The organism is Lentzea sp. NPDC051208 (assembly GCF_040682435.1).
Lineage (GTDB): Bacteria > Actinomycetota > Actinomycetes > Mycobacteriales > Pseudonocardiaceae > Lentzea > Lentzea kristufekii.
The window spans coordinates 60608-85723 of record NZ_JBFBAW010000029.1; the positions used below are offsets into that span (position 1 = coordinate 60608).

General features: G+C 69.2%; 24 protein-coding genes, 2 pseudogenes and 1 riboswitch. Of the genes and pseudogenes, 13 read left to right on the forward strand and 13 right to left on the reverse strand.

Translation table 11 applies throughout. The annotated features are described in order from the left end of the window. The first annotated feature begins 75 nt into the window (after window positions 1–75). Together AB0M48_RS41875 and AB0M48_RS41880 are read left to right on the forward strand one after the other, a co-directional pair. Window positions 76–561 (forward strand): GNAT family N-acetyltransferase, encoded by a 486-nt coding sequence (locus tag AB0M48_RS41875; protein WP_363853756.1) that lies wholly within the window; start codon window positions 76–78, stop codon window positions 559–561. A 35-nt stretch (window positions 562–596) separates the two neighbouring features. Continuing rightward, complete coding sequence (locus AB0M48_RS41880) at window positions 597–1889, forward strand: YncE family protein (protein WP_363853759.1); 1293 nt, start codon at window positions 597–599, stop codon at window positions 1887–1889. 27 nt (window positions 1890–1916) lie between these two features. On the opposite strand, the gene AB0M48_RS41885 is transcribed toward AB0M48_RS41880, so the two are convergent. Further along, the gene (locus AB0M48_RS41885; RefSeq protein ID WP_030475476.1) at window positions 1917–2105 is read right to left on the reverse strand and encodes an MbtH family protein; all 189 of its coding nucleotides are present in this window, start codon (window positions 2103–2105) and stop codon (window positions 1917–1919) included. A gap of 111 nt (window positions 2106–2216) precedes the next feature. Here AB0M48_RS41885 and idi point away from each other — a divergent pair, with 111 nt between their 5' ends. Then, on the forward strand, window positions 2217–2804 hold the full coding sequence (gene idi / locus AB0M48_RS41890; RefSeq protein ID WP_363853811.1) for an isopentenyl-diphosphate Delta-isomerase: 588 nt from the start codon (window positions 2217–2219) through the stop codon (window positions 2802–2804). On the opposite strand, the gene AB0M48_RS41895 is transcribed toward idi, so the two are convergent. From AB0M48_RS41895 to AB0M48_RS41905, 3 genes are all read right to left on the reverse strand, one after another. Continuing rightward, a complete protein-coding gene (locus tag AB0M48_RS41895) occupies window positions 2790–3776 on the reverse strand; it encodes a ribonucleotide-diphosphate reductase subunit beta (RefSeq protein ID WP_363853814.1) in 987 nt (328 codons plus the stop codon). The genes idi and AB0M48_RS41895 overlap by 15 nt on opposite strands. 53 nt (window positions 3777–3829) lie before the next feature. Continuing rightward, window positions 3830–6184, reverse strand: a complete 2355-nt coding sequence (locus AB0M48_RS41900) for a ribonucleoside-diphosphate reductase subunit alpha (protein WP_363853763.1) — start codon at window positions 6182–6184, stop codon at window positions 3830–3832. Window positions 6185–6290: 106 nt separating this feature from the next. Further along, window positions 6291–6503, reverse strand: a riboswitch (cobalamin riboswitch). A gap of 197 nt (window positions 6504–6700) precedes the next feature. Beyond that, window positions 6701–7249 (reverse strand): LysE family transporter, encoded by a 549-nt coding sequence (locus tag AB0M48_RS41905; RefSeq protein ID WP_363853817.1) that lies wholly within the window; start codon window positions 7247–7249, stop codon window positions 6701–6703. A 99-nt stretch (window positions 7250–7348) separates the two neighbouring features. Between AB0M48_RS41905 and AB0M48_RS41910 the strand changes: the two genes are divergently transcribed. The 6 genes from AB0M48_RS41910 to AB0M48_RS41935 all read left to right on the forward strand — a co-directional run bounded on the left by AB0M48_RS41910 (window position 7349) and on the right by AB0M48_RS41935 (window position 11123). Then, a complete protein-coding gene (locus tag AB0M48_RS41910; RefSeq protein WP_363853766.1) occupies window positions 7349–8206 on the forward strand; it encodes a LysR family transcriptional regulator ArgP in 858 nt (285 codons plus the stop codon). Between the two features lie 149 nt (window positions 8207–8355). Then, window positions 8356–9084 (forward strand): SDR family oxidoreductase, encoded by a 729-nt coding sequence (locus AB0M48_RS41915; RefSeq protein WP_363853820.1) that lies wholly within the window; start codon window positions 8356–8358, stop codon window positions 9082–9084. An 80-nt stretch (window positions 9085–9164) separates the two neighbouring features. Beyond that, window positions 9165–9872 (forward strand): DUF998 domain-containing protein, encoded by a 708-nt coding sequence (locus AB0M48_RS41920; RefSeq protein WP_363853769.1) that lies wholly within the window; start codon window positions 9165–9167, stop codon window positions 9870–9872. Continuing rightward, window positions 9797–10207, forward strand: coding sequence for a hypothetical protein (locus AB0M48_RS41925; RefSeq protein WP_363853772.1), 411 nt, complete (start codon window positions 9797–9799; stop codon window positions 10205–10207). Before AB0M48_RS41920 ends, AB0M48_RS41925 begins: the two co-directional genes overlap by 76 nt. Continuing rightward, window positions 10207–10773, forward strand: a complete 567-nt coding sequence (locus AB0M48_RS41930; protein WP_363853774.1) for a TIGR03086 family metal-binding protein — start codon at window positions 10207–10209, stop codon at window positions 10771–10773. The genes AB0M48_RS41925 and AB0M48_RS41930 overlap by 1 nt, the downstream gene beginning before the upstream one ends. Before the next feature lie 11 nt (window positions 10774–10784). Next, window positions 10785–11123 (forward strand): hypothetical protein, encoded by a 339-nt coding sequence (locus tag AB0M48_RS41935; RefSeq protein ID WP_266034553.1) that lies wholly within the window; start codon window positions 10785–10787, stop codon window positions 11121–11123. On the opposite strand, the gene AB0M48_RS41940 is transcribed toward AB0M48_RS41935, so the two are convergent. From AB0M48_RS41940 to AB0M48_RS41960, 5 genes are read right to left on the reverse strand one after another with little or no spacing between them, the layout of a single operon-like run. Then, window positions 11116–11814 carry a class I SAM-dependent methyltransferase gene (locus AB0M48_RS41940; RefSeq protein WP_363853778.1) on the reverse strand — a complete coding sequence of 233 codons (699 nt, stop codon included), beginning with the start codon at window positions 11812–11814 and terminating at the stop codon, window positions 11116–11118. The two genes, AB0M48_RS41935 and AB0M48_RS41940, sit on opposite strands and share 8 nt — an antisense overlap. After that, window positions 11807–12475 (reverse strand): DUF3800 domain-containing protein, encoded by a 669-nt coding sequence (locus tag AB0M48_RS41945; RefSeq protein ID WP_363853781.1) that lies wholly within the window; start codon window positions 12473–12475, stop codon window positions 11807–11809. Before AB0M48_RS41945 ends, AB0M48_RS41940 begins: the two co-directional genes overlap by 8 nt. Further along, complete coding sequence (locus AB0M48_RS41950; RefSeq protein ID WP_363853784.1) at window positions 12475–13692, reverse strand: hypothetical protein; 1218 nt, start codon at window positions 13690–13692, stop codon at window positions 12475–12477. Before AB0M48_RS41950 ends, AB0M48_RS41945 begins: the two co-directional genes overlap by 1 nt. A 36-nt stretch (window positions 13693–13728) precedes the next feature. Next, window positions 13729–14088, reverse strand: a complete 360-nt coding sequence (locus tag AB0M48_RS41955) for a hypothetical protein (protein ID WP_363853787.1) — start codon at window positions 14086–14088, stop codon at window positions 13729–13731. Further along, complete coding sequence (locus AB0M48_RS41960; protein WP_363853790.1) at window positions 14085–15146, reverse strand: MoxR family ATPase; 1062 nt, start codon at window positions 15144–15146, stop codon at window positions 14085–14087. The genes AB0M48_RS41955 and AB0M48_RS41960 overlap by 4 nt, the downstream gene beginning before the upstream one ends. Before the next feature lie 158 nt (window positions 15147–15304). On the opposite strand from AB0M48_RS41960, the gene AB0M48_RS41965 reads away from it, so the two are divergent. Then, window positions 15305–16990 (forward strand): cellulase family glycosylhydrolase, encoded by a 1686-nt coding sequence (locus AB0M48_RS41965; RefSeq protein WP_363853793.1) that lies wholly within the window; start codon window positions 15305–15307, stop codon window positions 16988–16990. Between the two features lie 109 nt (window positions 16991–17099). Here AB0M48_RS41965 and AB0M48_RS41970 read toward each other — a convergent pair whose 3' ends face one another. Next, window positions 17100–18578: a glutamate--cysteine ligase gene (locus tag AB0M48_RS41970; protein ID WP_363853795.1), complete on the reverse strand. Its 1479-nt coding sequence runs from the start codon at window positions 18576–18578 to the stop codon at window positions 17100–17102. A gap of 124 nt (window positions 18579–18702) precedes the next feature. Next, window positions 18703–19188, reverse strand: a complete 486-nt coding sequence (locus AB0M48_RS41975; RefSeq protein ID WP_363853798.1) for an RICIN domain-containing protein — start codon at window positions 19186–19188, stop codon at window positions 18703–18705. A 185-nt stretch (window positions 19189–19373) separates the two neighbouring features. Between AB0M48_RS41975 and AB0M48_RS41980 the strand changes: the two genes are divergently transcribed. After that, window positions 19374–21371 carry a BTAD domain-containing putative transcriptional regulator gene (locus tag AB0M48_RS41980; protein WP_363853801.1) on the forward strand — a complete coding sequence of 666 codons (1998 nt, stop codon included), beginning with the start codon at window positions 19374–19376 and terminating at the stop codon, window positions 21369–21371. Window positions 21372–21411: 40 nt separating this feature from the next. Here AB0M48_RS41980 and AB0M48_RS41985 read toward each other — a convergent pair whose 3' ends face one another. Next, window positions 21412–22056, reverse strand: coding sequence for a 4'-phosphopantetheinyl transferase superfamily protein (locus AB0M48_RS41985; protein ID WP_363853805.1), 645 nt, complete (start codon window positions 22054–22056; stop codon window positions 21412–21414). After that, a pseudogene (locus AB0M48_RS41990) lies at window positions 22057–22874 on the reverse strand (metallophosphoesterase). A 627-nt stretch (window positions 22875–23501) separates the two neighbouring features. Between AB0M48_RS41990 and AB0M48_RS41995 the strand changes: the two are divergent. Next, window positions 23502–23897: pseudogene (locus AB0M48_RS41995) on the forward strand (transposase); the annotation flags it as partial. A gap of 278 nt (window positions 23898–24175) precedes the next feature. Then, on the forward strand, window positions 24176–25116 hold a 941-nt coding region (locus AB0M48_RS42000), incomplete at its 3' end, for a transposase (protein ID WP_363853808.1).

A 25116-nucleotide genomic window follows, 5' to 3' on the forward strand; every position in this document is an offset into this window, starting at 1 on the left:
CCCCCAGTTGGCTTTCCGCGGTACCGGTGTTGCAGTGACCTGAATCACAGTGGACGGGCTTTCGATGATGGTCCCATGACCAACTGGACCGTGACGGCCGCCGATGCCGCGCAGTCGCCGCTCAACCGCGAGTACAACGCGGAGATGATCAGCCGCTACTGGGACCGGCCGGCGAGCGACGACGAGATCGACGCCTACGAACGCGACGAGCAGGACCACGACGTGCCGGTGTTCCTCGTGGCGTCGCGCGATGGCAACGATGTCGGATGCCTGGGCATGCGCTTCCTGGACAACGGTGCCGGTGAGCTGACGCGCATGTTCGTGCGCGTGCCGTTCCGCGGTCAGGGCGTCGCGTCGGCGTTGCTCGTCGCCGTGGAGGCCGAGGCGAAAGCGCGCGGCATCACGACGTTGCGGCTGGACACCCGCGGAGACCTCGTGGAGGCGAGGAGTCTGTACGCCAAGCACGGGTTCGTGGAGATCGCGCCGTACAACGCAGCCGAATACGCCGATCACTGGTTCGAGAAAAGGCTAACGTCCGCTCATCCGGTCGCGATGTCCTGAAGGGTCGGGATGACTCGCGCAGGAGGCAGTGAAAAATGCGGTTGCGTCCACTGGTGATGGCGGTTGCCGTCACCTCGGCACTGGTGGTGACCCCGGCCCAGGCAGCACCCGCCGGCCGGGTGCTCGGTTACGTCGCCAACAACGGCGGCGGGGTGTCGGTGATCGACACGGCCACGAACGCGGTGTCCACGACGATCGCTGACGGCGGTGGCAGTTCGCCGTACATGGCGGCGGTCGCGTTCGACGGAACTCGCGGCTACGTGACGAACTCCGTGCAGAACACGCTGACGGTCATCGACACGCCGACCAACACGGTCGACAAGTCGGTTCCCGTCGGGACCCACCCGGCGGGCGTCGCGGTCGCCCCCGGTGGCGGCTTCGTCTACGTCACGAACTACCTGGACGGCACGTTGTCCGTGGTCGACACGGCCACGCTGACGGTCACCGCGACCGTCGCGGTCGGCTCCAACGCCGACGGCGTCGTCGTCACCAAGGACGGTTCGGCCGTCTACGTGACGCACGACCTCCCAGGACCGGGCAAGGTCTCGGTCATCGACACGACGTCCAACACCGTCGTCGCCACGATCGCCGTCGGCAACGCGGCGACCGCCATCGCGGCCTCGCCGGACGGCAAGCGGATGTACGTGGTCAACAAGGGTTCGGACAGCGTCTCCGCCATCGACGTCGCCTCGCGCACCGTCGTCGGCACCGCGGCCGTCGGCTTCACGCCGCACGGCATCGCGTTGACGCCCACCGGGACCCGCGCGTACGTGACGAACAGCGAGTTCGACTCGGTGTCGGTCGTGGACCTCACGACGATGACCGAACTGCAGAAGATCTTCGTCGGTGACCGCCCGATCAGCGTGGCCCTCACGCCGGACGGTGCGAGCGCCTACGTGACGAACTTCAACAGCGACTCGGTGTCGATCATCGACACCGCGTCGAACACGGTCACCGGCACCATCGCCGTGGGCCAGCACCCGGTGGGCATCGCGATCAACTTCGTGCCGCCCGCCATGTCGAAGCTCGTGGCGGGGTCCGCCCAGCTGCAGTTGCGGCTCCTCGGCTTCACGGTCCGCTCGCTCGACGCGACGCTGACCGACAAGCACACCGGGGTGCCGGTCGCCGGCCAGCAGGTCGTCTTCCGCACGGTGAAGGGCAACCCGCTCTGCACCGCGACGACCAACGCGTACGGCAAGGCCACCTGTGACGCGCAAGTGTCACTGCTGGTCGGTCTCTCCACGCTGCTGCAAGGCTTCACGGCCTCGTACGCGGGGAACAACGAGCACGGCGGTGCCTCTTCGCACGGGCACATCGCTCTGCTCTAGTGGTGTGACAGTGGTGGTGGAACTTCGCTAAGCCGCCATCGGCACGTCGAACCGGAGCGCGTCCACGTAGTCCGCACAGGACTGCCTGGACGCGACTCCGTGGACGACCTGCCAGCCGGCGGGCACCTGCAGCACCGCGGGCCAGATCGAGTACTGGCCCGTCGGGCTGACCAGCACCAGGAACATGGTGTGAGCCTGTGCGAACGGGGAAGTCATGCCCCCAGAGTGACCTGCGACACCTATGGTCCGGCTATCTCCCCGCTCAAGCTCACCCGACCGCGCAGTTCCCGATCTTGGCCCGCGTGTGATTACGTGGTGTCCGTGACTGTGGAACAGGTGGTCCTCCTGGCCGAGGACGGTTCGGCCATCGGCGTCGAGGACAAGGCAGTGGTGCACCACGCGGACACCCCGCTGCACCTCGCGTTCTCCAGCTACGTCTTCGACTCGGCGGGCAACACCGTGCTCACCCGCCGCGCGCTGCACAAGAAGACCTTCCCCGGCCTGTGGACGAACACCTGCTGCGGCCACCCCCTCCCGGAGGAGGACATGGCCCAGGCCGTGCTCCGGCGCCTGCGGGACGAGCTCGGCATGAAGGTCTCCGAGCCCGAACTGCTGCTGCCGGCCTTCCGCTACCGCGCGGAGATGGACGGCGTCGTCGAGAACGAGATGTGCCCGGTGTTCCGCGTGCTCTCCGACGACGAGCCGGTCCCCAACCCCGACGAGGTCGACTCGACCGAGCGGGTTCCGTGGAGCGAGTTCGCCGCGAGCGTGCTGGACGGCACGCGCGAGATCTCCCCGTGGTCGCGTCTGCAGGTCGCCGCGCTGGTGGAACTGGGACCCGATCCGCTGGCGTGGCCGGTGGCGGACCGGGCCGGGCTCCCGAAGGCCGTGCGGCTCAGCTCACCACTCCAGTGATCCGCCGTTCTGGTACTCGATGACCCTGGTCTCGAAGAAGTTCTTCTCCTTCTTCAGGTCCATCATCTCCGACATCCACGGGAACGGGTTCTCCACCGGCTCCCACACCGGCTCCAGGCCGAGCTGTGCGCACCGGCGGTTCGTGATGAACCGCATGTACTGCTCGCACAGCTCGGCGTTGAGGCCCAGGATGCCGTTCGGCATGGTGTCGCGGCCGTAGGCGATCTCCAGCTCGCACCCCTCCGCGAGCATGGTCCGCACCTCCTTCTGGAACGTGTCGTTCCACAGGTGCGGGTTCTCGATCTTGATCTGGTTGATCGCGTCGATGCCGAAGTTCAGGTGGATCGACTCGTCGCGCAGGATGTACTGGTACTGCTCGGCGATGCCGACCATCTTGTTGCGGCGGCCGAGCGACAGGATCTGCGCGAAGCCGGTGTAGAACCACATGCCCTCGAAGACCACGTAGAACGCGACGAGGTCCTTGAGGAACGCCTGGTCCGTCTCGGGCGTGCCGGTCCTGAACTCCGGGTCCTCCAGGTGCTGCGTGAACTGCAGCGCCCACGCGGCCTTGTCCGTGATGGACGGGATCTCGCGGTACATGTTGAACAGCTCGCCGTCGTCGAGGCCGAGCGACTCGCAGATGTACTGGAACGTGTGGGTGTGCACGGCCTCCTCGAAGGCCTGCCGCAGCAGGTACTGGCGGCACTCCGGGTTCGTGAGGTGGCGGTATACCGCGAGCACGATGTTGTTGGCCACCAACGACTCGCTGGTCGCGAAGAAGCCGAGGTTGCGCTTGATCATCAGTCGTTCGTCGTCGGTGAGGCCGTTCTTCGACTTCCACAGGCCGATGTCGGCCTGCATGGAGACCTCGGTCGGCATCCACGCGTTGTTGCAGCCGGCCAGGTACTTCTCCCACGCCCAGTGGTACTTCAGCGGCAGCAGCTGGTTGACGTCGGCGCGACAGTTGATCATCGCCTTGTCGTCGACGGAGACGCGCGCGGCGCCCGCCTCGATCAGGTTCTCGGTCACTGGCAGGCCTCGCAGTCGGGGTCGGTGATGGAGCAGTTCGGGTCCACGGCGACGGGGGAGACGGCGTTGAGCTTGCCGTCGGTGCCCTGCAACGTGGACTTCTCCACGTGCGTCGCGCTCTGCGTGCGCAGGTAGTACGTGGTCTTGAGGCCGCGCAACCACGCCAGCTGGTAGAGCTCGTCGAGCTTGCGGCCGCTCGGCTGGGAGAGGTACAGGTTCAGCGACTGCGCCTGGTCGATCCACTTCTGGCGCCTGCTGCCGGCCTCGACCAGCCACGAGCTGTCGACCTCGAACGCCGTGGCGTACAGGGCCTTCAGGTACGGCGGCACCCGGTCGATCGCGCCGAGGCTGCCGTCGTGCAGCTTGAGGTCCGAGACCATCCGCTCGTCCCACAGCCCCCGCTGCTTGAGCGCCCGCACCAGGTCGGGGTTGACCACGGTGAAGTCGCCGGACATGTTCGACTTCACGTACAGGTTGCGGTACAGCGGCTCGATCGACTGGTTCACGCCGGTGATGTTCGCGATGGTCGCGGTCGGCGCGATCGCCATGACGTTCGAGTTCCGCATGCCCTTGCGCACCATGGCCCTGACCGGCTCCCAGTCCATCGTGGACTCGCGGTTCTGCTCCAGCTCACCCTCGGCGCGCGTGGCGGCCAGGATCTCGACCGAGTCGATCGGCAGGATCCCCTTGCTCCACAACGATCCCTCGAACGACGCGTAGGCGCCACGTTCCTGGGCCAGCCCGGCGCTCGCGGAGATCGCGTAGTAGCTGATCTCCTCCATGCTGCGGTCGGCGAACTCCACGGCCTCCTGCGACGCCATCGGCGTGCCGAGCGTGAACAGCGCGTCCTGGAAACCCATCAGCCCCAGGCCGACCGGCCGGTGCTTCAGGTTGGAGTTCCTGGCTTCCGGGATCGTGTAGTAGTTCACGTCGATCACGTTGTCGAGCATGCGCACCGCCGTGCGCACGGTCTTTTCGAGCCGAGAGTGGTCGATGCCGTTCTCTGTCACGTGCCGGGCGAGGTTCACCGACCCGAGGTTGCAGACCGCGACCTCGTCTGCCGCGGTGTTCAGGGTGATCTCGGTGCACAGATTGGACGAGTGCACGACACCGCTGTGCTGCTGCGGCGAACGCAGGTTGCACGGGTCCTTGAACGTGATCCACGGGTGACCGGTCTCGAACAGCATGGTCAGCATGCGCCGCCACAGGTCGACGGCCTGCACACGGCGGAAGACCTTGATCTCGCCGTTGTCGGCCATCTCCTCGTACGCGCGGTACTTCTCGGCGAACTCGCTGCCGAACGCGTCGTGCAGGTCCGGCACCTCGTCGGGGGAGAACAGCGTCCACCGCCCGTTCGCGCGCACGCGGCGGATGAACTCGTCCGGCACCCAGTTCGCGGTGTTCATGTCGTGCGTGCGGCGGCGCTCGTCGCCGGTGTTCTTGCGCAGGTCGAGGAACTCCTCGACGTCGATGTGCCAGGTCTCCAGGTAGGCGCAGACAGCGCCCTTGCGGCGCCCGCCCTGATTCACCGCGACCGCGGTGTCGTTGGCCACCTTGAGGAACGGCACGACACCTTGGGACTTGCCGTTGGTGCCCTTGATGTGCGCGCCGATGCCGCGCACCGGGGTCCAGTCGTTGCCGAGACCGCCGGCGAACTTGGACAGCAGCGCGTTGTTGCTGATGCCGTGGAAGATGGCGGCGAGGTCGTCGTCCACAGTGGTGAGGAAGCACGACGAGAGCTGCGGGCGCGTGGTGCCCGAGTTGAACAGGGTCGGCGTCGAGCACATGAAGTCGAAGCTCGACAGCAGCTCGTAGAACTCGATCGCGCGGGCGTTCCTGTCGTCCTCTTCGAGGGCGAGGCCCATCGAGACGCGCATGAAGAACGCCTGCGGCAGCTCGTAGCGGCGGTCGTCGTGGTGCAGGAAGTAGCGGTCGTAGAGCGTCTGCATGCCCAGGAACTGGAAGTTCAGGTCGCGGGAGGCGTCGAGTGCGGCGCCGAGCCTGGCCAGGTCGAAGTCGGCCAGGCGCGGGTCGAGCTGGCCGAGCTCGATGCCGTGGCGCACGAAGTCCGCGAAGTACGACGGGTAGCGCTCGGTCATCTCGGCGTGGGACAAGGGGATTCCGCAGGCATCGGCGCGGAGCTTGTCCAGCAGCAGCCGGGCGCTGACGTAGGAGTAGTCCGGGTCGTGCTCGACCATCGTGCGGGCGGCCATGATCGGCGCGAGCGCGAGCTCTGCGTCGGTGATGCCGTCGTAGAGGGTGCGCTTGGTCTCGGCCAGAACCGCCTCGGCGGACGCGTTGGGCAGGCCGGCGCAAGCTTCGTTGATGACCACTGAAAGGCGGTCGGGCACGCTCTCTCCTCCGAGATCGGCCCGGGGGAACGCGTGCGCGCGCCAGCGGTCGACACCACTGGTGCACACAGTCGCCCTCCCTCGGGGCACCGTGTCGTGCGCGCAGGCTTGCGCGCACACCAATGGCAGGTCTTCGGACTCGTGGGCGTACCTCTGGCGCCTACCGGCCGTCGCTTCCCAGGTCTCGCGACCCAGTGCTTCGTTGACGGCTTTCGTTCCCACTCACCGCTGCGGGGCAGTCCCGGATTCCCACCGGGTTCCCTCTTGCCTCACCGGCCCGGTTGAGTCGGGTCGGTGAACCACTGGCGCGGCAGATACTACATGTGGGGGTGGTGTCTGGATCACCACCCAACATGCGCGTGTCGTGGGCTAGGGTCGGGAACGTGGGTGATCTGCGGCCTCGGGTCGTCATCGGTGCTCTGGTCAGCGCGGGCCTCGCTTCGGCGTCCCTTTTCGCCGGCGCGTCGGCGCCCGTGACGAGCGGTGTCCTGGCCGTCGCGGCGGTGCTGGTGATGATCACGACCCGGCGATCAGGGTCGCCCCGAGAGTGATCATCACGGCGGCGATCAGGCCGTCCAGCACCCGCCACGCGCGGGGCTTCGCGAACAACGGGCTGAGCAGCCGCGCGCCGAACCCGAGCGCGACGAACCAGGTGATGCTCGCCGTCACGGCGCCGACCCCGAAGAGCCACCGTCCGGCCGCGATCGAGCCGAGCAGCAGCAGCGTGTCGAGGTAGACGTGCGGGTTGAGCCACGTCAGCGCGAGCGCCGTCAGCACGGGCCGGCTGTTCGTCTCGGTTCCCGCGTTCAGCGCCGAAGGCCTGAACGCCCTGCATGCCGCCAGAAACCCGTACCCCAGCAGGAAGATCCCGCCCACGACCGCCGCGACCGTGATCGCCTGCGGGAACTTCTTCACGATCACGCCGAACCCGGCGACGCCCACCGCGACCAGAATCGCGTCCGAGAGGGCGCACACGGCGACGACCTTCGCCACCGCGTGCCGCCGAAGTCCTTGGCGCAGCACGAAAGCGTTCTGCGCGCCGATCGCGACGATCAGGGTCATCATGGTGCCGAAGCCGAGCAGCAGGTCAGTCACAGGTTCCACGGTATTCACGCCGTCTTGATGAGACCAGCTAAAGATTGTTAAGTACCATTAGCAGCTGTGATGGATCTCGACCTGGTGCGCACGCTGCTCGCGGTCGTCGACGCGGGCACGTTCGACGCGGCCGCCGCAGCGCTGCACGTCACGCCTTCCGCTGTCTCGCAACGCATCAAGGCCCTGGAGCAACGAACGGGCCGCGTGCTGCTGGTGCGGGCGCGCCCGGTGCGGCTGACGCCGTCGGGCGAGGTGATCGTCCGCTACGGTCGGCAACTGCTCGCCCTCGACCAGGACCTCGACGCGGCGCTCGGGGAGGACGCGGTCGTGCGGGTGCCGATCGCGGTGAACGCCGACTCGCTCGCCACGTGGTTCCTGCCCGCCCTGCAACGGGTGCCGCCCGACCTGCGGATCTCGTTCGACCTGCACCGCGAGGACCAGGACCACACGACGGCGTTGCTGCGGCAGGGGCTGGTGATGGCGGCGGTGACGTCCTCACGTGAGCCGGTGGCGGGTTGCTCGGTGACCAAGCTGGGCGAGATCCGTTATGCGGCGATGGCCACCCAGTCCTTTGTGGAGCGCCACGAGGACGGCCCGCCGAAGTCGTGGCTGCCGGACGCGCCGGTCGTCGTGTTCGACCGCAACGACGACCTGCAGGACCGTTTCGTGCGCACGCTCACCCGCGGCCGTGGCGCCTCTGACCACCGCCACTACGTGCCGTCGTCCGAGGTGTACGTGGGGGCGATCGTGGCCGGCCTCGGCTGGGGAATGGTGCCGCCGCAACAACTCCAGGACGGCCTCGTCGACCTCGTGCCGGGCCGCACCATCTCCGTGCCGCTGTACTGGCAGCAGTGGAAGCTCGACTCGCCGGCGCTGACGGCGGTGGCGGAGGCGGTCGCGGCCGAGGCGGGCGTCGCGCTGAACTAGGCGCTGGTGGGCCGCGCTGAAAGCTCGCCGCTGAGGCCGGTCCGTCCGTTGCAGGCCACCTCCGGCCACGCCGCCACGAACCGCACGCGGGGAACCCCGCGCGAACTCCCGGCGCGGACACTAGCCTCGGCACCATGACCGGCGAGCCGATGAACCTCAACGGGAAGACCGCAGTCATCTACGGCGGTGCGGGCAGCGTGGGCGGCGCGATCGCCGCCGCGTTCACCGAAGCGGGCGCCAGTGTGCACCTGGCCGGCCGCACGGAGGCGACGCTCAAGGCCAGGGCCGCCGAGCTCGGCGCCGAGTACGCCGTGGTCGACGCGCTCGACGAGCAGGCGGTGGACCGGCACGCCGCCGCGTTCGAGCGGATCGACATCTCCGTCAACGTCACCACCGACAACGACGTCCAGGGCACGCCGATGGTCGAGATGAGCGTCGAGGACTACCTCAGCCCCGTCGTGTCGGCGGTCCGGTCGAAGTTCCTCACGTCGAGGGCGGCGGCCCGGCACATGATCAGGCAGCGCTCCGGCGTCATCCTGTTCTTCGGCGGCACCGGTGAGCCGTCGGCGCACCGCAAGTGGCGGCTCGGCGGTCTGCTCGCGGCGTTCGACGCGGTGGAGTCGATGCGGCGTCAGCTCGCGGCCGAGCTCGGCCCGAACGGCGTGCGGGTGGTGACCCTGCAGACCGGCGGCATCCCCGAGTCGGTTCCGCTGGAACATCGGGCGCCGATCGAGGAGGACATCGTCGGCGACACGCTGCTCGGGCGGGCGGCGACGCTCGACGACGTCGGGCGGGCTGCTGTGTTCGCGGCCTCGGACTGGGGGCGCACGATCACGGGCGCGCAGGTCAACATCACGTGCGGCAGCGTCTTCGGCTGATCCTGTCGGGATCCTGGGTACAACCTGTCGGGTTCCTGAACTCAGGAACCCGGCGCGTTCACCCGGACGTTGTCCGTCATGTGCTCATACCTCGCCTGGCCGCCATCGGCGGTGCGCTCGCCGTCGTCGCGACGATCACCATGGTCGGTCTGCTGGACCTGACCGTCGGCTCCCTGCGCCGCACGATCAGCGAGTACGCGCTGGGCGACTACCGCCCGGTCTTCGACGTCGCCGTGGTGCTGCTGGCCGCCGGGTCGCTCGCGATCCTCGGCGTGCTGGTGCACAAGGGGCTGACGAGGTGGCGGTCCGGCGGCTCGATCGCGCTCGCCCTGTGGTCGGCCGGCCTCTTCCTCGTGGTCGCGTTCCCGAAGACGAACTGGGCGATGGGCACCAACGAGCTCAGCGGCAGCATCCACCGGTTCGGCAGCATGCTCGCGTTCGTCAGCCTGCCGATCGCCGTCATTCTGCTCGCGCGGCCGTGGCTCAGGGACCACGTGTGGGGAAAGCACGCGAGGTGGACGATGACGTCCGGTTTGTTAAGCGTTGTCGCATTCATGCCGATCTTGTACGCCATTGTGATGGGCATGGTGTCGGACGTTCGGTGGTGGCGCGTGTTCCCGTTGGGCTACATAGAGAGGATCTTGCTCATCGCCGAAGTGGGCGCTGTGCTCGTTGTCGGGCTGTGGGCGATCGCGGCCAGTAGGGTTGCGCCATGGCGAGTTGGGGAGACCTCGCGGATTACGTCCGCGCCACGTACGACGTCGTCCACGACGAGGGCGAAGAGCTGAGGATCCTCTTCACCTTCGGGGACGTGGAGGAGGACGAGGACGACCGCACGCAGGTCGTGATCATCGTCCGGGAAGTGCTCGACAAGATGCACGAGTGGGTGCAGATCGCCTCCCCGTGCGGGTTGGCCAAGGACGTCGACCTCCGGGCGGTGCTGGCGGAGGTGGGCAACTCCACCGTCGCGTGCGGCCTCGCGATCATGGGGGAGCACGTCGTGGTGCGGCACTCGTTGCCGCTCAAGGACCTCGACATCCACGAGTTCACCGACCCGCTCCAGCTGCTCGCCGGTACCGCGGACACGTTGGAAGAGCAGTTCTGGGGAGGCGACGGCTACTGATGTTCGATCTGACCCCCGCGGCGGACCGGCTCGCGGATCTGGTGCGCAACGTGACGGACGGCGACCTGAAGGCGCCGACCCCGTGCCCGGACTACACGGTCGGCGACCTGCTCGACCACGTCAACGGCCTGTCGGTCGCGTTCACGATGGCGGCGCGGAAGACCCCGCTGGAGGGCGCGGGTTCCGGCGACGCGTCCCGGCTGCCGCTCGACTTCCGGGAGTCGATCCCGCAACGGCTGGCCGAGCTCGCGACGGCCTGGCGTGCGCCGGAGGCCTGGGAGGGCATGACCCGCGCGGGCGGCGTCGACCTGCCCGGTGAGGTCGCGGGCGCCGTGGCGCTGGACGAGATCGTGCTGCACGGCTGGGATCTCGCGAAGGCGACCGGGCAGCCGTTCGAGGTCGAGGAGGACCTGCTCCAGGTCGTCCACGCTTTCGTGGCGGAGATCGGCCCGGACGACCGGGACGGCTCGCTCTTCGGAGCCGCGGTGGAGGTCGACTCGAACGCGCCTCTGCTCGACCGTGTCCTGGGACTCAGTGGGCGTGATCCGGGGTGGAACCTAGGTTAGGCTCTCCTAACGTGAGAACCATTACGGTGCAGGTTCGGGCAGGGCTGGGCGTGGGACGTCTGGCCGCCGCCATGGAGTCCCTGGTGGAACTGCATCCTGAGCTGTGTCGTTCCGGCTTCGCGCACCACGAGGTCGCGGATCCCGCCGCCGCCACCCCCGCGGCCCTCGCGGAGGCGGAGGCGGGCCTCGACCTGCAGACCGGCGTCCTGATGCACGTCGTGTGGCTCGACGCCGGTCCCGTGCGCACCGGCCGGATCGTGCTGGTGCTGCACGACATCGTGGCCGACCGCCTGCCCAGGATCCTGCCGTGGCTGGTGCAGGCCTGGAAGCAGCCGGCGCTGGTCAGCTGACCTTGCGTGCCAGGAACACGTGTTCGCGGCCCGGCCGGTCCGGCGCGTCCCGCACGTCGACGACCTCGAAGCCGCAGCGCACCAGGCTGTGGGTGACCTCGGCGCGTGAGCGGAACCGCAGAGTCGAGTCCGAGGTGATCACCGAGCCGTCCGGGAAACCGTAGGTGTGGCGGAACGACACGAACGGCATGCTCACGTCGAGCAGGTCGAACTCCTCGCGCACGCCGACCAGCACCCGCGGCTTCACCCGGGCCCAGTCCTCCCAGGCCCGTTCCTCCGGCCGCCGCGTCTCGAACGCGAAGTGCCCGCCGGGTCGCAGCGCCCCGTGCACACCCCGGAGCGTGGCCTCCCAGTCGTCCCCGAGGAACACCTGCGCGACGTTCCCGGTCATCGTGGCGAGGTCGACCGACATCGGGGGCAGCGTGGTGGCGTCGCCGTGAATCCAGGTGACCCGGGACTCCTTGGCACGGGCGATCTCCAGCGAGGCCAGCGCCGGATCCACTCCGACGACCGTCCGGCCGGACGAGGCGAGCAACACCGCCAGACGTCCCGTTCCGCACCCGATGTCGAGCACGCTCCTCGCCTCGACCTCGGCCGCGATCCCGAGATACAACTCCAGGTCGAGGCGAGGCCCGTCGAAGGCGTCGTAGATTTTGGCCAACCTGGGGTCGGCGAATATGGCGTCAGGCATTCCACATCGTAGGCCCGACGACGTAGGGCATCAGCAACTCGATCGCCTCTCGGTCCGGCTTTCCGTTCAGTTCCTCCTCCGCGACCCGCCGCGCGATGCCCGCCAGGAAGTCGGCGACCTGCACTCGGGCGTCGTGCTGCGAGTCGACCAGCGTCAGGCTTTCCAGCCGTGGCGCCAGTTCCCTGAGCCGCTGGATCCGGCCGGCGGTCAGCGACAACTGCTGGTCGTGCACGATCGACACCGGCCCCTCCCACTGCGCCACGGTCCGCAGGATCGCCGGGAACAACGGGTCGAGCGCCCCGCGCGGGCCGCGGGCGCGCAGCAGGTCGTTGTACAGCTCCAGCGGCCCGGTCACCGAGCCGAACTCCGCCCGCACCCGTGAGGCCAGGTACCGCCGCTTGTCCACCAGTTGCACGCGGGCACGACCGGCCAGCGGACCGTCCGGGCCGAGGAACCACAGCAGCACCCAGCGGTTCTTCGTCCGCAGCAGGTGGTTCGCCTTGTATTCCAAGGCGGGTGACTTGATCATCTGGCGCAGTGACTCGACGCACCCCGAAGCCTCGGCCTCGGACAACGAGACCCCGGCGTGCGCGAAGACCGCCGTGACGCCGCCGACGAGCTTCTCGCCCTCGGACCCCGACTCGTCACAGGCGATCTCCATCAGGACATCCGGAACACGGGGCCACGCGCGCGGAACGGCAGGTGCGCGCCCGCCGGTATGAGGAACGCGTGCTCGCGCCGGATCCGCAGCACGTCGCACCACCCGTCGGTGATCACCAGGATCGGGCCGCCCGAAGGGAAGTCGTCCGCGCGTTCGAGCAGATCGATGCCGGGCTGCAGCACCGTGCCGCCGCGCCCGCGCACCGTCACCCGCTCCGCGATGTCCTCCACGGGCACATATCCGGCGTCGTATGCCATCGCATCACAGAAAACCACGCGTGCCGCGGGCACGTCACGTGCCGCGGCGTAGGAGGCGATCGCGCCCAGCGCCTTGCCCAGCAGCTTGGAATCCATCGAGCCGGACGTGTCGAGCACGACGCCGAACGTCGAGCGCGACTCCAGCGACTCCGGCCGCACCCAGCCGGGCCGCGGAATGTCCGGAGTGGACGCTTGCCGCCGCGACGCACGTGCGTAGCTGCGCCGCTTCTCCACCACCGGGACGAACTCCTCGAACCACCGCGCCAGCTGGGCGTCCCACGACAACGGCGGGTGCTCCAGCGCCCGGATCTCCTCGACCAGCCCGGCGGGCAGGAGCCCGCGGGACGAGCTGTGGTAGCTCAGGCCGGTCAGCAGGGCCCGCCGGTAGAACTCGTCCAGATCCGTCACATCGGCGGGCCCGCGCAGCGGTTCACCGAGCAGGTCGCCCTGGTGGTGGCCCCGCAGGGTCAGCAACTTCCGGTACCGCCGCAGGTCCACCGCGATCCGGTCGTAGACCGACTCCGCCGACAGGCCGCGCAGTGCCGGATCGTGCAGCACGCCTTCCGGTGCCGAGCCGACGGCCATCTCGACGAGCCAGCCGTTCACCACGAAGTCGGCGGCGATGTTCCACAGGTACGGGTCCCGCCCGCCGACCCGGTCGCAGTGGCGCAGCGCGGCGTGCAGCATCTCGTGCGCGAGCACGAACCGCCACTCCTGCTTCGTCAATCCGGCCAGCGGGTTCACGTAGATCTCGGCCGAGGCCGTGGACACCGCCGCGATCGAGATGTCCCAGCCCCGCGCCAGTTCCGCGTCCGCGACCACCTTCATCGTCGACGCCAGCGCACCCAGCAGCGGGTAGTTCGACACGAACCAGCTCAGCGCGAGGTCCCACTCGCTGCGCACCGGCCGCGAATCGGACAACGACGACCGCGCGCCGCCCGCCACGTCGATCGCGGCCACGGCGGCGTTGGACAGCCCGGAGGCGAACCGCTCGGCTCACTTCCGCGGGTCCGCGGCCGGTCCACCGCGCACGCACCGGCCCGGCTCCCACGAGACCGGGCGGGTGCCGAGCCGGATCGCGGGCTGGAAGTCCAGCACGTCGTCGCAGGACGCCGTGCCGAACCCCAGGTGCAGCAGGCAATGCGCGAACACCCACACCCACTCGGCCTCGCTCGCCTTGCGCGTCGGATGCGCGCGCAGCGACCCGTCCAGCGAGATGTCCGCCCACGGGTGGTCGGAATCCCGGCTCTCGTAGCTGCTCAACGGTGCGAACAGCGGATGCAGGCGGATCTCCGCGCGGGCGGCCTCGAAGTCCAGCGCGGCCTGGTCGACGAAGGCCTTCCTGCGCTTGCTCATGCGCGTGCCGCGACCAGCCGGGGCAGATCGCGGGTGACCTCGACGAGGAACCACGCGGGCAGCACCGGATTGCCGTCGTCGTCGGCCGCGATCACCATCTGCGCGATCTCCAGCGACAGCTCCGCCAGCTCCAGCAGCAGCGCCTTGCCCCGGTGCGCGAGCTGCTTGCCCGCCGGGGACGCGTGCGTCTTGTCGTGCGGCAGTTCCTTCACCAGCCGCGCGCGGAACGCCTCGCCCAGGAAGTAGAGCAGGTCGCGGTCCTGGGGCGCCGACGGCCAGCGGACGTCCCCGCGCAGCACGGCCTCCAGCCCGAACGCGTTGCGCACGGTCTTCACGTACGCCTTGAACATCGACGCGTGGTTCGCGGTGACCGTGCCGAACGCCAGCACCCCGAGGAGGTCCTCGGAGATGTCGTCGCCGAACGAGTGCAGCGCGTCGGAGAGCATGTGCCAGCCACGCGGCGTGGAGAACGACTCCTCGACCTTCGGTGCCGCGCTCCACAGGTGGTCCGGACGCTGCGTGAGGTACTCCAGCACCCACGGGTGGATGTTGCTCTCACGCGCCCATGCCAGCCAATCGCGCGCGGAGGCCGTGAGGTGCACGTGGATCATGCGGTTCACGAGTGCGGACGCCATCGGACGCGCGAGGGCGTTGTCGACAGCCCGGTTGCCGGCGCCGATCACGATCGAGCCCTTCGGCAGCTCGTAGGAGCCGATGCGCCGGTCGAGGATCAGCGAGTAGAACGCCTTCTGCACCTCGGGAGAGCTCGCGTTCAGCTCGTCGAGGAACAGGCAGTAGGGGTCGTGCCGCGCGATGGACTCCGGCGGGGCGAACCGGGATCGGCCACCGACCAGTTCCGGAACTCCGATGAGGTCCTCCGGCGCGAGTTGCGTGCCGAGCAGCGTGACGCACTCGAGGCCCAGCTCGGTGGCGAACTTGCGGACGAGCGAGGACTTGCCGATACCCGGTGCTCCCCAGAGGAAGACCGGTCGGACGACGGCGACGTGCAGCAGCACCTCCGGAAGCTGTGCTGGTGTCACGGTGACTGTGGATCGCATCAGGTGATCGAGGATGCCTCATCCCTCTTGTTCCGGTCGCCCGAATTTGTTGACACGAGCAGTGGTCTGGTGCTGTGATTCAAGCCACTACTGATAGGAAACCTTCTTAACTAAATCGCCGCCGCGCCCCGCTGTCCCCCTCACACAGGAGGCACCCTGTGGCCAGATCCCTGTTGTTAGTCGTCCCGGCAGCGTTGACACTCGCTGTCGTCCCGGCCGTCGCGGTCGCCGCTCCGGTCCAGTACCAGGCGGAGAGCGCGACCATCTCCAACGGCCTCGTCGAGTCGAACCACGCCGGCTTCACCGGCTCCGGCTTCGTCAACTACGACAACGAGGTCGGCAGCTCCGTCGAGTTCACCGTCAACGCGGGCACCGCCGGTCCCGCGACGCTCACGTTCCGGTTCGCCAACGGCCAGACGGCGAACCGCCCGATGGACATCTCGGTCAACGGTTCGGTGGTGGCGAGCCAGTTCGCGTTCCCGAGCACGGGCGCGTGGACGTCGTGGACCACGAAGTCGACGACCGTCACCCTGAACGCGGGCTCGAACAAGATCAAGACTGTCGCGACGACGGTCAACGGCGGCCCGAACCTGGACCGCGTCGACGTCGACGCCCAGTCGGGCACCCCGGACACCGCGGCCCCCTCGGTTCCCGGCAGCCTGCGCTCGACCGGCACCACGGCGTCCTCGGTGTCGCTGGCGTGGAACGCGTCCACCGACAACGTGGGCGTGACCGGGTACGTGCTGTCCAACGGGCAGACCGCGTCCGGCACCACGTACACGGTCACCGGTCTCACGCCGGACACCGCGTACACCTTCACCGTGCAGGCGCGTGACGCGGCGGGCAACCTGTCCGGGGCGTCGAACTCCGTCTCGGTGCGCACCCAGCCGGGCACGCCGGGCGGCACCAGGCCGCACGACATCAACGGCCTGCTGCGCGTGTGCGGTGTGCAGCTCTGCAACCAGTACGGCAAGCCGATCCAGCTGCGGGGCATGAGCACGCACGGCATCCAGTGGTACCACCAGTGCTCCAAGTCCCAGTGGTGGGACGCGCTGGTGAACGACTGGAACGCGGACTTCATCCGCGTCGCCATGTACATCCAGGAGGACGGTTACGAGACCGACCCCCGCAGGTTCACCGACATGATGCACGGGTACATCGAGGAAGCCACGCGCCGCGGCATCTACGTCCTCGTGGACTGGCACCAGCTCTCGCCCGGTGACCCGAACTACAACCTGTCGCGCGCCAAGACGTTCTTCACGGAGATCGCCAACCGGCACAAGGACAAGACGAACATCATCTACGACATCGCCAACGAGCCGAACGGCACGTCGTGGGCGAGCGTCAAGTCCTACGCCGAGCAGATGATCCCGGTCATCCGCAACATCGACCCGGACAGCCTGATCGTCTCGGGCACGAACGGCTGGTCGACCTTCGGCCACTCCGACGGCGACTCGCCGTCCGAGGTGCTGAACAACAGGGTCAACGCGACGAACTTCATGTACTCGTTCCACTTCTACGCCCAGGCTCACCGGGACGACTACCTGAGCGTGCTGGACCAGGTGTCGAGCCAGGTCCCCGTGTTCGTGACCGAGTTCGGCACGCAGGCCGCGTCCGGTGGTGGCACCAACGACTTCACCATGTCGCAGAAGTACATCGACCTGATGGCCCGCAAGAAGATCTCGTGGGCCAACTGGAACTACTCCGACGACGGCCTGACGGGCGCGGTGTTCAAGACGGGTACCTGCTCGGGCACCACGTTCGCGGGCACCAGCGTCCTGAAGCCGGCCGGGGTCTGGGTGCGTGAACGCATTCGCACGCCGGACAACTTCCCGACGTCCTGAACGAGTAACCAGTACAGGCAGGGTGCTCCCACGAGCAGCCGGGGCGCCTGTAGGGCCTGACAGAGCGCAGATGCGGGGTGTGGCCGTTCGCGGTCACACCCCGCATCTGTCATGTCAACGGCCAGGTGTGCACGGGTTCGTTGGCGTGCATCAGGTCCACATAGGTCCGCAGCATCGTGCGCAGCGCGTCCGCCCGGTCCATGTGCGTGTGGTCGTAGTGCCGGTGGAACTCGCGCGCCTGCCAGGTGGCGCCGTTCACGCCGCTCAGGCACCGCTGCTCGATGACGCCCAGTAAACGGTCGCGCTCGGCCGAGTCGACGCCCCAGCGGATCAGACCCTCGTGGGCGAGCGGCAACAGGCGGCGCAGCACCAGTTCGACGACCGGCACCGTGCCGACGCCGGGCCAGTACATCTGCGCGTCCATGCCGTTGCGCGAGGCGGCGTTGAAGTTCTCCTCGGCCGCCTGGAAGCTCATCTGCGACCACAGTGGACGTTCGTCCTCGGCCAGCGCGCGCACCAGACCGAAGTACAGCGCCGCGTTGGCCAGGGTGTCCACGATGGTCGGCCCGGCGGGCAGCACGCGGTTCTCGACGCGCAGGTGCGGCCGGTCGCGCACCACGTCGTACACGGGCCGGTTCCAGCGGTAGATGGTGCCGTTGTGCAGCTTCAGCTCGCTCAGCGCGGGCGTGTCACCCTTGTCGAGCACGGCCAGCGGGTCCTCGTCGTCGCAGATCGGCAGCAGCGCCGGGAAGTAGCGGACGTTCTCCTCGAACAGGTCGAAGATCGAGTTGATCCACCGCTCGCCGAACCACACGCGCGGCCGCACGCCCTGGGCCTTGAGCTCGTCGCCGCGGGTGTCGGTGGCCTGCTGGAACAACGCGATGCGGGTCTCGCGCCACAGCTCCTTGCCGAGGAAGAACGGCGAGTTCGCGCCGATCGCGACCTGCACGCCCGCAATGGCCTGGGCGGCGTTCCAGTAGGCGGGGAACTGCTCCGGGCTGACCTGCAGGTGCAGCTGCGTGCTCGTGCAGGCGGCCTCGGGGACGATCGAGTTCGCCGTGAGGTGCAGGCGCTCGACGCCGTCGATGGAGATCTGCAGGTCCTCGCCCCGCGCGGCCAGCACCTGCTCGTTGAGCAACGCGTAGCGCGGGTTGCCCGACAGCAGGTCGGGGGAGATGTCCTTGGGGCGCAAGGTCGGCAGGATGCCGTTGATGACCATGTGCGCGCCGACCTCGCGGGCCTTCTGCTCGGCGGAGTTGAGGCTGCGCCGGACGGTCTCCTCGAAGGCCGTGATGCCGCCGCCCGCGAGCCGGCGCGGGGCGACGTTGATCTCGATGTTCCACTGGCCGAGCTCGGTCACGAAGTCCGGGTCGTCGATGACCTGCAACGCCTCGTGGTTCTTCATCGCCGGATCGGCGTTCTCGTCGATGAGGTTGATCTCGATCTCGAGGCCGGTCATCGGCCTCTCGAAGTCGAAGCGAGCCTCACGCAGCATCCGCGCGAACACGTCGAGGCAACGCCGTACCTTGGTGCGGTACCGCGTTCGGTCCTCGCGCGTGAACTCGTGCTTCGCGACGTCCTCGCCCATGGTGGCCTCCCGGCGGTCGAGGGTTCACCCCACCACTGTGCACCATGGTTGATCAAGCCGACACTCGTGTCTCTTTGTTCCGGAACGGGCGGGCCGCCCCGGGGCGGCCCGCCGGCGCCCGGCATCAGCCGGCCAGGACGCTCCAACGCGTGGAGGAGCCGCACGGGTCCAGTCCGACAGCCTGCGGGCTGCCGCCGGGGCCGTTCAGGCACTGCCCGGTCGGCACGTGGTGGATCTTCGTCGGCGAGGTGCCGTCGGTCGTCCAGCTGGTGGCGGTGTTGGTGCAGACACTGGTGGTGTAGGCGGATCCGCCGTTGCTGCCCGCCAGGCACAGGCCGGTGCCGACGTTGCGGAACTTGCCCTGCGTGAAGTTGTTCCACTTCTGGTTGTCGCCGCCGTTGCAGGACAGCGTGTAGACGTGCCCCTGGGAGTTCGAGTCCAGGCAGGCGCGAGTGCTCGCGTGCAGGAGCTTCACGATCCCCGCGGCGGTGACGTCGTCCTGCGTCGCCGGAGCCGCCGTGGCGGAGGCGGGTGCGATCAGCGCCGCGCCCACCGCCGCGAGCACAGCCCCCGTGCCGGCGGTCCGGCGCAGCATTCCCTTGAGTTCCATGTGATGTGTCCCCTCTGTGGAAATCGCGGACTTCCGCGGTCCGGAAGGGAAGTTAGGGAGCCGCTCTACACGGCACCTACAAGCCCGCCACATGAATCCGATCGGCTGGGCAACCTTCGACCCGTGTCCGCGCGTGATAGCGCTGTTACTGTCCGAAGTCGTTGCTTGGACCGGGTGGGGGAGCCTTGGTTGCTACAGCGACGTTCGCGGTCCTCGGACCGCTGTGCGTCAGGAACAACGGACGACGCCTGCCGCAAGCAGGCCGGCGGCAGCGGGCGCTGTTGGCCGCGTTGCTGCTCAGAGCACGTCAACCGGTCAGCCTGCCCGCCGTGGTCGAAGCCCTCTGGGGTGACCGGCCACCCGCGTCGGCGATCGCCAACGTGCACACCCACGTGAGCCGGCTGCGGCGTGAGCTGGCCGCCATCGGTCTGGCGGACCGGCTGGTCACCGACTGCGGCGGCTACCGGCTGCACGTCGAGCCGGACGAGCTCGACAGCACCCTCTTCCAGAGTGCCGCCGAGCAGGCGCGGGCCGAGCTGGCGTCGGGGGACGCCGTGAAGGCCGTGGCGGTCTGGGAGGAGGCGTGGTCGGGCTGGCGGGGTGAGCCGCTGGAGGACGTGCCGCGGTGCGGGTGGCTGGAGGGCGAGGTGGTGCGGCTGGAGGAGATGGCCACCGCCGCCCGCGAGGACTTCGCCGACGCGCGCCTGGCGGCCGGGCAGTTCGGCACCGTCATCACCGAGTTGGGCGCGCTGGTGCGGCAGTCGCCGTTGCGGGAGGGGCTGTGGCGCCGGCTGATCCTCGCCCAGCACCGGGCCGGGCGCCGGGCCGAGGCGCTGGAGACCTGCCGGGCGCTGCGAGCGGTGCTGGGCGAGGCGCTCGGGGTCGAGCCGTGCGACGAGATCCAGCGGCTGCGTCAGGAGGTGCTGCGCGGCACGTCCGCGGCGCCGCGGGTGGTGCGGCCGATGCAGCTGCCGCCCGGCGCGGAGGACTTCGTCGGGCGCGTGGCCGAGACGACCGAGCTGGTCAGGATTCTGACCGAAGAGCGAAGACCTGCCGTGATCGTGGGCAAAGCGGGTGTCGGCAAGACCGCGCTCGCGGTGCGGGTGGCGCACGAGGTCGGCACCGGGTTCCGCGGCGGGCAGCTCTACGTGCGGCTGCGCGGCACCTCGCCGTCGCCGCGTGATCCGGCGACCGTGCTGGTGGAGCTGTTGATCGCGCTCGGCGTGCACCCGCACGCGGTGCCGGACGACCTGGACGCCCAAGCCGCCCTGTACCGCTCGCAACTCGCCGCACGGCAGGTGCTCGTCGTGCTGGACGACGCGGCGGGCATGGCACAGGTAAGGCCGCTGTTGCCGGGGTCGGCGGGGTCCGCGGTCCTGATCACCAGCCGGGTGCGGCTCGTGGAGACGTCGGGCGCGCACGCGGTGCACCTCGACGTTCTCGGCCCGCAGGACTCGGTGCGGTTGCTGGCGTCGATCGCCGGCCAGGACCGGATGACCGCGGAACCTCTCGCCGCCGCCGACGTCGCGCGCTACTGCGGCAACCTGCCGCTGGCGTTGCGGATCGCCGGATCGCGGCTTGCCCGGCGGTCCCACTGGACTGTCGGGCGGCTGGCGGAACGGCTGGCGTGCGAGGGCACGCGCCTCGACGAGCTGCGCATCGACGACCTGGAGGCGCGCGCCAGCCTGGCGTCGAGCTACCGGGCGCTGGCCGAGGACCAGCAACGGGCGTTCCGGCTGCTGAGCCTGCTGGACGCGCCCGACTTCCCCGGCTGGGTGGCCGGGCCGCTGCTGGAGATCGGGGTGACGGACGCGGAGGAGATCGTCGACAGCCTGGCCGACGCGCATCTGCTGGAGTGCGCCGGTCCAGGCCGCTACCGGTTCCACGAGCTGCTGCGCGTGTTCGGGCGCGAGCGGGCACAGGACCAGGACGCGGCCGGAGACCGGACAGGCGCACTGCACAGGGCGTTCACCGCGCGGCCGGGCCTGGCCGCGCGGGAGGAGGCGGGCCTGCCGTGCCGGTTCGCCGAGGTGCGGCTGCCCGATCACGGCTCGGTGCAGGGCGATCCGCTCACGTTCCCCGGAACCGAGCGCGACCGCGCGGTCGCGGTGGCCGGGCAGGCGATCCCGCTCGGCATGACCGCGCTGAGCCGGGGTGCCGACCACGTCGTTCGATCCGCCTGAACACCACGGTGATCAGTTCGCGGACCGCCTCTGCACGGCCCTACTCGCGCGCGGGCACGGCTATGGCGGTGACGAGGAGTTCGCCCTGCACGAGCCAGCGGCCGTCGAACCCGGCGATCGGGGAGTCGGGCAGCAGGATGCGCGAGTGGAAGGTGCCGCCGGGGTCGAGCGTGATGTCCGCGTCCTCGAAGCCGAGCCAGCGCCGCGTGACCGGGAACCAGGCCTTGTAGGTGGTCTCCTTGGCGCTGAACAGCAACCGGTCCCAGCAGATCTTCGGGTCCTCGGCCTTCAGACCGGGCATCCTGTCGAGCTCGGCCGGGATCGCGATCGCGCCCAGCACGCCGTCCGGCGCGGGCAGGTGCGGTTCGGCGTCGATGCCGATCGTCTCGAAGTCGCTCGTCCTCGCGAGCGCCGCGGCCCGGTAGCCCGCGCAGTGCGTGAGGCTGCCGACGACACCGTCCGGCCACAGCGGCTCGCGCTTCGGGCCCGGCAGGATGGCGGCGGGCGCGACGTCCAGGGCCCGCATGGCCTCGCGGGCGCAGGCGCGGACCGTGCCGAACTCGAACCGGCGCTTGGGCACGGCGTTGCCGAGCTGGGCCTCCTCCTCGGGGAAGAGCTCGACCGGCTCGTCGTCGTCGTACCGCTCCACCACCGCGATGGGCGAGGGAAACAGCTGTTCCAGCACTTATGACTCCCGCAGCACGTCGTGCAGCTTCACCTGGGTGGTGCCGCGTGGTTTCCACTCGCGCGGATAACCGAGCGAGACCTCGTCGAAGCGCACGCCGTCGTAGACCGTCGTGCGCGGGATGTGCAGGTGGCCGTAGACCATCTCGACCGCGTTGAACCTGCGGTGCCAGTCCGCGGTCAGCGACGTGCCGCACCAGAGCGCGAACTCGGGGTAGCGCAGCACGAACGTGGGGTCGCGGACGAGCGGGTAGTGGTTGATCAGCACGGTCGGCCCGCTGATCTGGGCGAGCCGCTCCTCGGTCTCCCGCACGCGCGCCTCGCACCACGCCTCGCGGGACGGGTACGGGTCGGGGTGCAGGAAGTACTCGTCGGTGCACACCACGCCCGCCTCGTGCGCGATGGCGAGGGCCGACTGCACGTCCGTGGCACCCTGCGGCCGGAAGGAGTAGTCGTAGCCCAGGAAGAGCGGACAGACCGTGACCGGGCCCTTGGGACCGTCGAACGTGACGTACGGGTCCTCGGGCGTGATCACGTCGAGGCTGCGGCACAGCTCCACGAGCTGCTTGTAGCGCACCTCGCCGCGGGACTGGTTGGGGTCGTCCTTGGTGGTCCAGAGCTCGTGGTTGCCCGGCGACCAGATCACGCGGGCGAACTTCGGGCGGAGCGTCCGCAGCGTCCATTCGTCGAGTCGAACTTCTCCGCCACGTCCCCGGCGATGATCAGCCAGTCAGCCGGGTCCGGCGGGGCGATCGCCGCCACGACGTCGCGGTTGTCCTGGTAGGAGACGTGCAGATCGCTGGTGGCCAAGAGCTTCACGCCTCGACGGTATCCGGGGCGTCAACGACGGAGTCCCCTCGGCGATGGAGTGATCGCTCCGCCACCCGATCGTGAGAGCGGTACCACGACCGGTTATCCGTTCGTCGCAGACAGTGCACCACTCGTCTCAACAGGGCGAGCCGCGCATCGCCACGGCGCAGCCGCTCATCGCCTTTTATGGCCTACGTACTTACCCTTTTTCAGCCCGCCTTCCTACTGTGAGCGCTGTCACCTGACGGAAAAGTCCTGGCGGAGGACCACACCATGACCGACTCGCAGTTCGCTCGCACCCCGGACCCGCGCCTCGCGCGCCAGGTCCCGCCCCGTCAGGTGCCAGGGCGCCCCGTCCCTCCGCGCCAGGTCCCACCACGCCAGGCGGCCGTGGCCCAGACCCCGGTCCGCTACGGCCAGCCCGTGGACCCGCGCCTCGCGGGCACCCCGTCGTTCCGCCGCACGGTAGGCGCCGAGATCACGCGCCACGCCCAGCAACACCAGGCCTACGCCGTCCCCCAGCGCCGCACCACGGCCGAGGACACGGGCCTGGCCACCCTGCTCCGCTCCCGGCAGCGCGCCGAGTCCGTCCGCCAGGACCCGCGCCCCGCCGACCTGACGCACCGCGACTCCTGGATGCGCACGTCCGCGTGGCCCTCGGAGCAGGAGCCCGGCCGCGGTGACGTCATCGAACAGCTGTCGGCCCGCCTGGTGTCCGCGAACCTGTGGTCCGTGGTCGAACCGCTGATCCCGCCGGCCAAGGTGCGCCGCCAGGGTGGCGGGCGCGGCCGGGTCTGCAACCGGTCGGTGTTCACCGCCATCGTGTTCGTGCTGACGTCCGGGTGCGCTTGGCGGCACCTGCCGGCTTCGTTCGGGGTGACTGTGCCCACGGTGCACCGGCGGTTCCAGGAGTGGACCGACCTGGGGCTTTGGGTCCGGCTTCGTCGTGCTGCGGCTGAGGGGGCCTGTGGGACCGAGGAGTTGGATTGGGTTCGGGCGGTGTTGGACGCTGCGGATCGTCGGGCTGCCAAGGCTGCCGGCTGAGGTTCCGTTTTCGGCTTCGCCGGAGTCACCCTGCGGAAGGGTGGCTCCGGCGTTTTCGTGGGTCTTCGAACTTGGCGTGGCACGGAAACGGATCAAGGACCCGTGCGGTCACCACGGCCTCCGGTGGAGGCCCGGCCTTCAGGCCAGGGAGGGATCCGGACTTCGCCAGGAGTGTTCTGGAGGAGTTGGGGCGGTCCAAGCACTCGGTGTGCAGGCGGGCGGTCCTGCGTGGTGGTCGTCATGGTGCTCCCGGTAGGTTGTGGTTGGTGCGAACGGCGTACAAGTGCCGGGCTTACCCGACCCCTGAGCAGGCTGCGGTGTTGAACCGCACGTTCGGGTGTGCGCGTCTGGTGTGGAACAAGACCTTGAGCGAGCGGAACCACCGTTACCGCGCGGAGGGTGCGCGTACCTCGTACCGGGAGACCGATGCGGCGCTGACCGGGTGGAAACGCACGGGGGAACTCGCGTTTCTGTCAGAGGTGTCGTCGGTTCCGTTGCAGCAGACGTTGCGCCATCAGCACACCGCGTTCGGCAACTTCTTCGCCGGGCGGGCCCGCTTGCCGAGGTTCAAGTCCCGTACCGGGCGGCAGAGCGCGCACTACACCCGCTCGGCGTTCCGGATGCGCGAGGGCGTGCTGACGCTGGCCAGGACCAGTGTGCCGTTGCGGTTCGTGTGGTCGTTCGGTGACGTGGATCTGGCCGCGCTGGAGCCGACGATGGTGGTGGTGTCGCGTGAGCCGGACGGCCGCTGGTACGTGACGTTCGCCGTGGACACCACCGGGCCCGTTCCGGCTGAGCCCGCCCGGCACGCGATCGGTGTCGACCTCGGTCTTACAGACTTGGTGGTGACCAGTGACGGCGAGCGGATCACGAATCCGCGGCATCTGGTCCGCAAGGCCCGGAACCTGGCCCGTTATCAACGACGGATGGCCCGCTGTGAGCGCGGTAGCGGCAATCGCCGCAAGGCCAGGGCCAAGGTCGCCCGCGCGCATCGCAAGGTCCGCGCCGCCCGGCAGGATTTCCTGCATCGCACCACCACTGGCCTGGTGCGTTCGGCCGGCGTGATCGCGATCGAGGACCTGTCGGTCAGGAACATGGTGCGCAACCGCCGTCTCGCCCGTGCCATCTCCGACGCGGGCTGGGGCGAGTTGCGCAGGCAGCTGGAGTACAAGTGCGACCGGGCCGGCCGCACACTGGTCGTGATCGA

Excerpts from the sequence above, each read along its gene's own strand:
- AB0M48_RS41875 (WP_363853756.1), top strand. The coding sequence starts at position 76 with ATGACCAACTGGACCGTGACGGCCGCCGATGCCGCGCAGTCGCCGCTC.
- AB0M48_RS41880 (WP_363853759.1), top strand. The coding sequence starts at position 597 with ATGCGGTTGCGTCCACTGGTGATGGCGGTTGCCGTCACCTCGGCACTG.
- AB0M48_RS41885 (WP_030475476.1), bottom strand. The coding sequence starts at position 2,105 with ATGACTTCCCCGTTCGCACAGGCTCACACCATGTTCCTGGTGCTGGTC.
- AB0M48_RS41895 (WP_363853814.1), bottom strand. The coding sequence starts at position 3,776 with ATGATCAACTGTCGCGCCGACGTCAACCAGCTGCTGCCGCTGAAGTAC.
- AB0M48_RS41905 (WP_363853817.1), bottom strand. The coding sequence starts at position 7,249 with ATGATGACCCTGATCGTCGCGATCGGCGCGCAGAACGCTTTCGTGCTG.
- AB0M48_RS41910 (WP_363853766.1), top strand. The coding sequence starts at position 7,349 with ATGGATCTCGACCTGGTGCGCACGCTGCTCGCGGTCGTCGACGCGGGC.
- AB0M48_RS41915 (WP_363853820.1), top strand. The coding sequence starts at position 8,356 with ATGAACCTCAACGGGAAGACCGCAGTCATCTACGGCGGTGCGGGCAGC.
- AB0M48_RS41925 (WP_363853772.1), top strand. The coding sequence starts at position 9,797 with ATGGCGAGTTGGGGAGACCTCGCGGATTACGTCCGCGCCACGTACGAC.
- AB0M48_RS41930 (WP_363853774.1), top strand. The coding sequence starts at position 10,207 with ATGTTCGATCTGACCCCCGCGGCGGACCGGCTCGCGGATCTGGTGCGC.
- AB0M48_RS41940 (WP_363853778.1), bottom strand. The coding sequence starts at position 11,814 with ATGCCTGACGCCATATTCGCCGACCCCAGGTTGGCCAAAATCTACGAC.
- AB0M48_RS41945 (WP_363853781.1), bottom strand. The coding sequence starts at position 12,475 with ATGGAGATCGCCTGTGACGAGTCGGGGTCCGAGGGCGAGAAGCTCGTC.
- AB0M48_RS41955 (WP_363853787.1), bottom strand. The coding sequence starts at position 14,088 with ATGAGCAAGCGCAGGAAGGCCTTCGTCGACCAGGCCGCGCTGGACTTC.
- AB0M48_RS41960 (WP_363853790.1), bottom strand. The coding sequence starts at position 15,146 with ATGCGATCCACAGTCACCGTGACACCAGCACAGCTTCCGGAGGTGCTG.
- AB0M48_RS41970 (WP_363853795.1), bottom strand. The coding sequence starts at position 18,578 with ATGGGCGAGGACGTCGCGAAGCACGAGTTCACGCGCGAGGACCGAACG.
- AB0M48_RS41975 (WP_363853798.1), bottom strand. The coding sequence starts at position 19,188 with ATGGAACTCAAGGGAATGCTGCGCCGGACCGCCGGCACGGGGGCTGTG.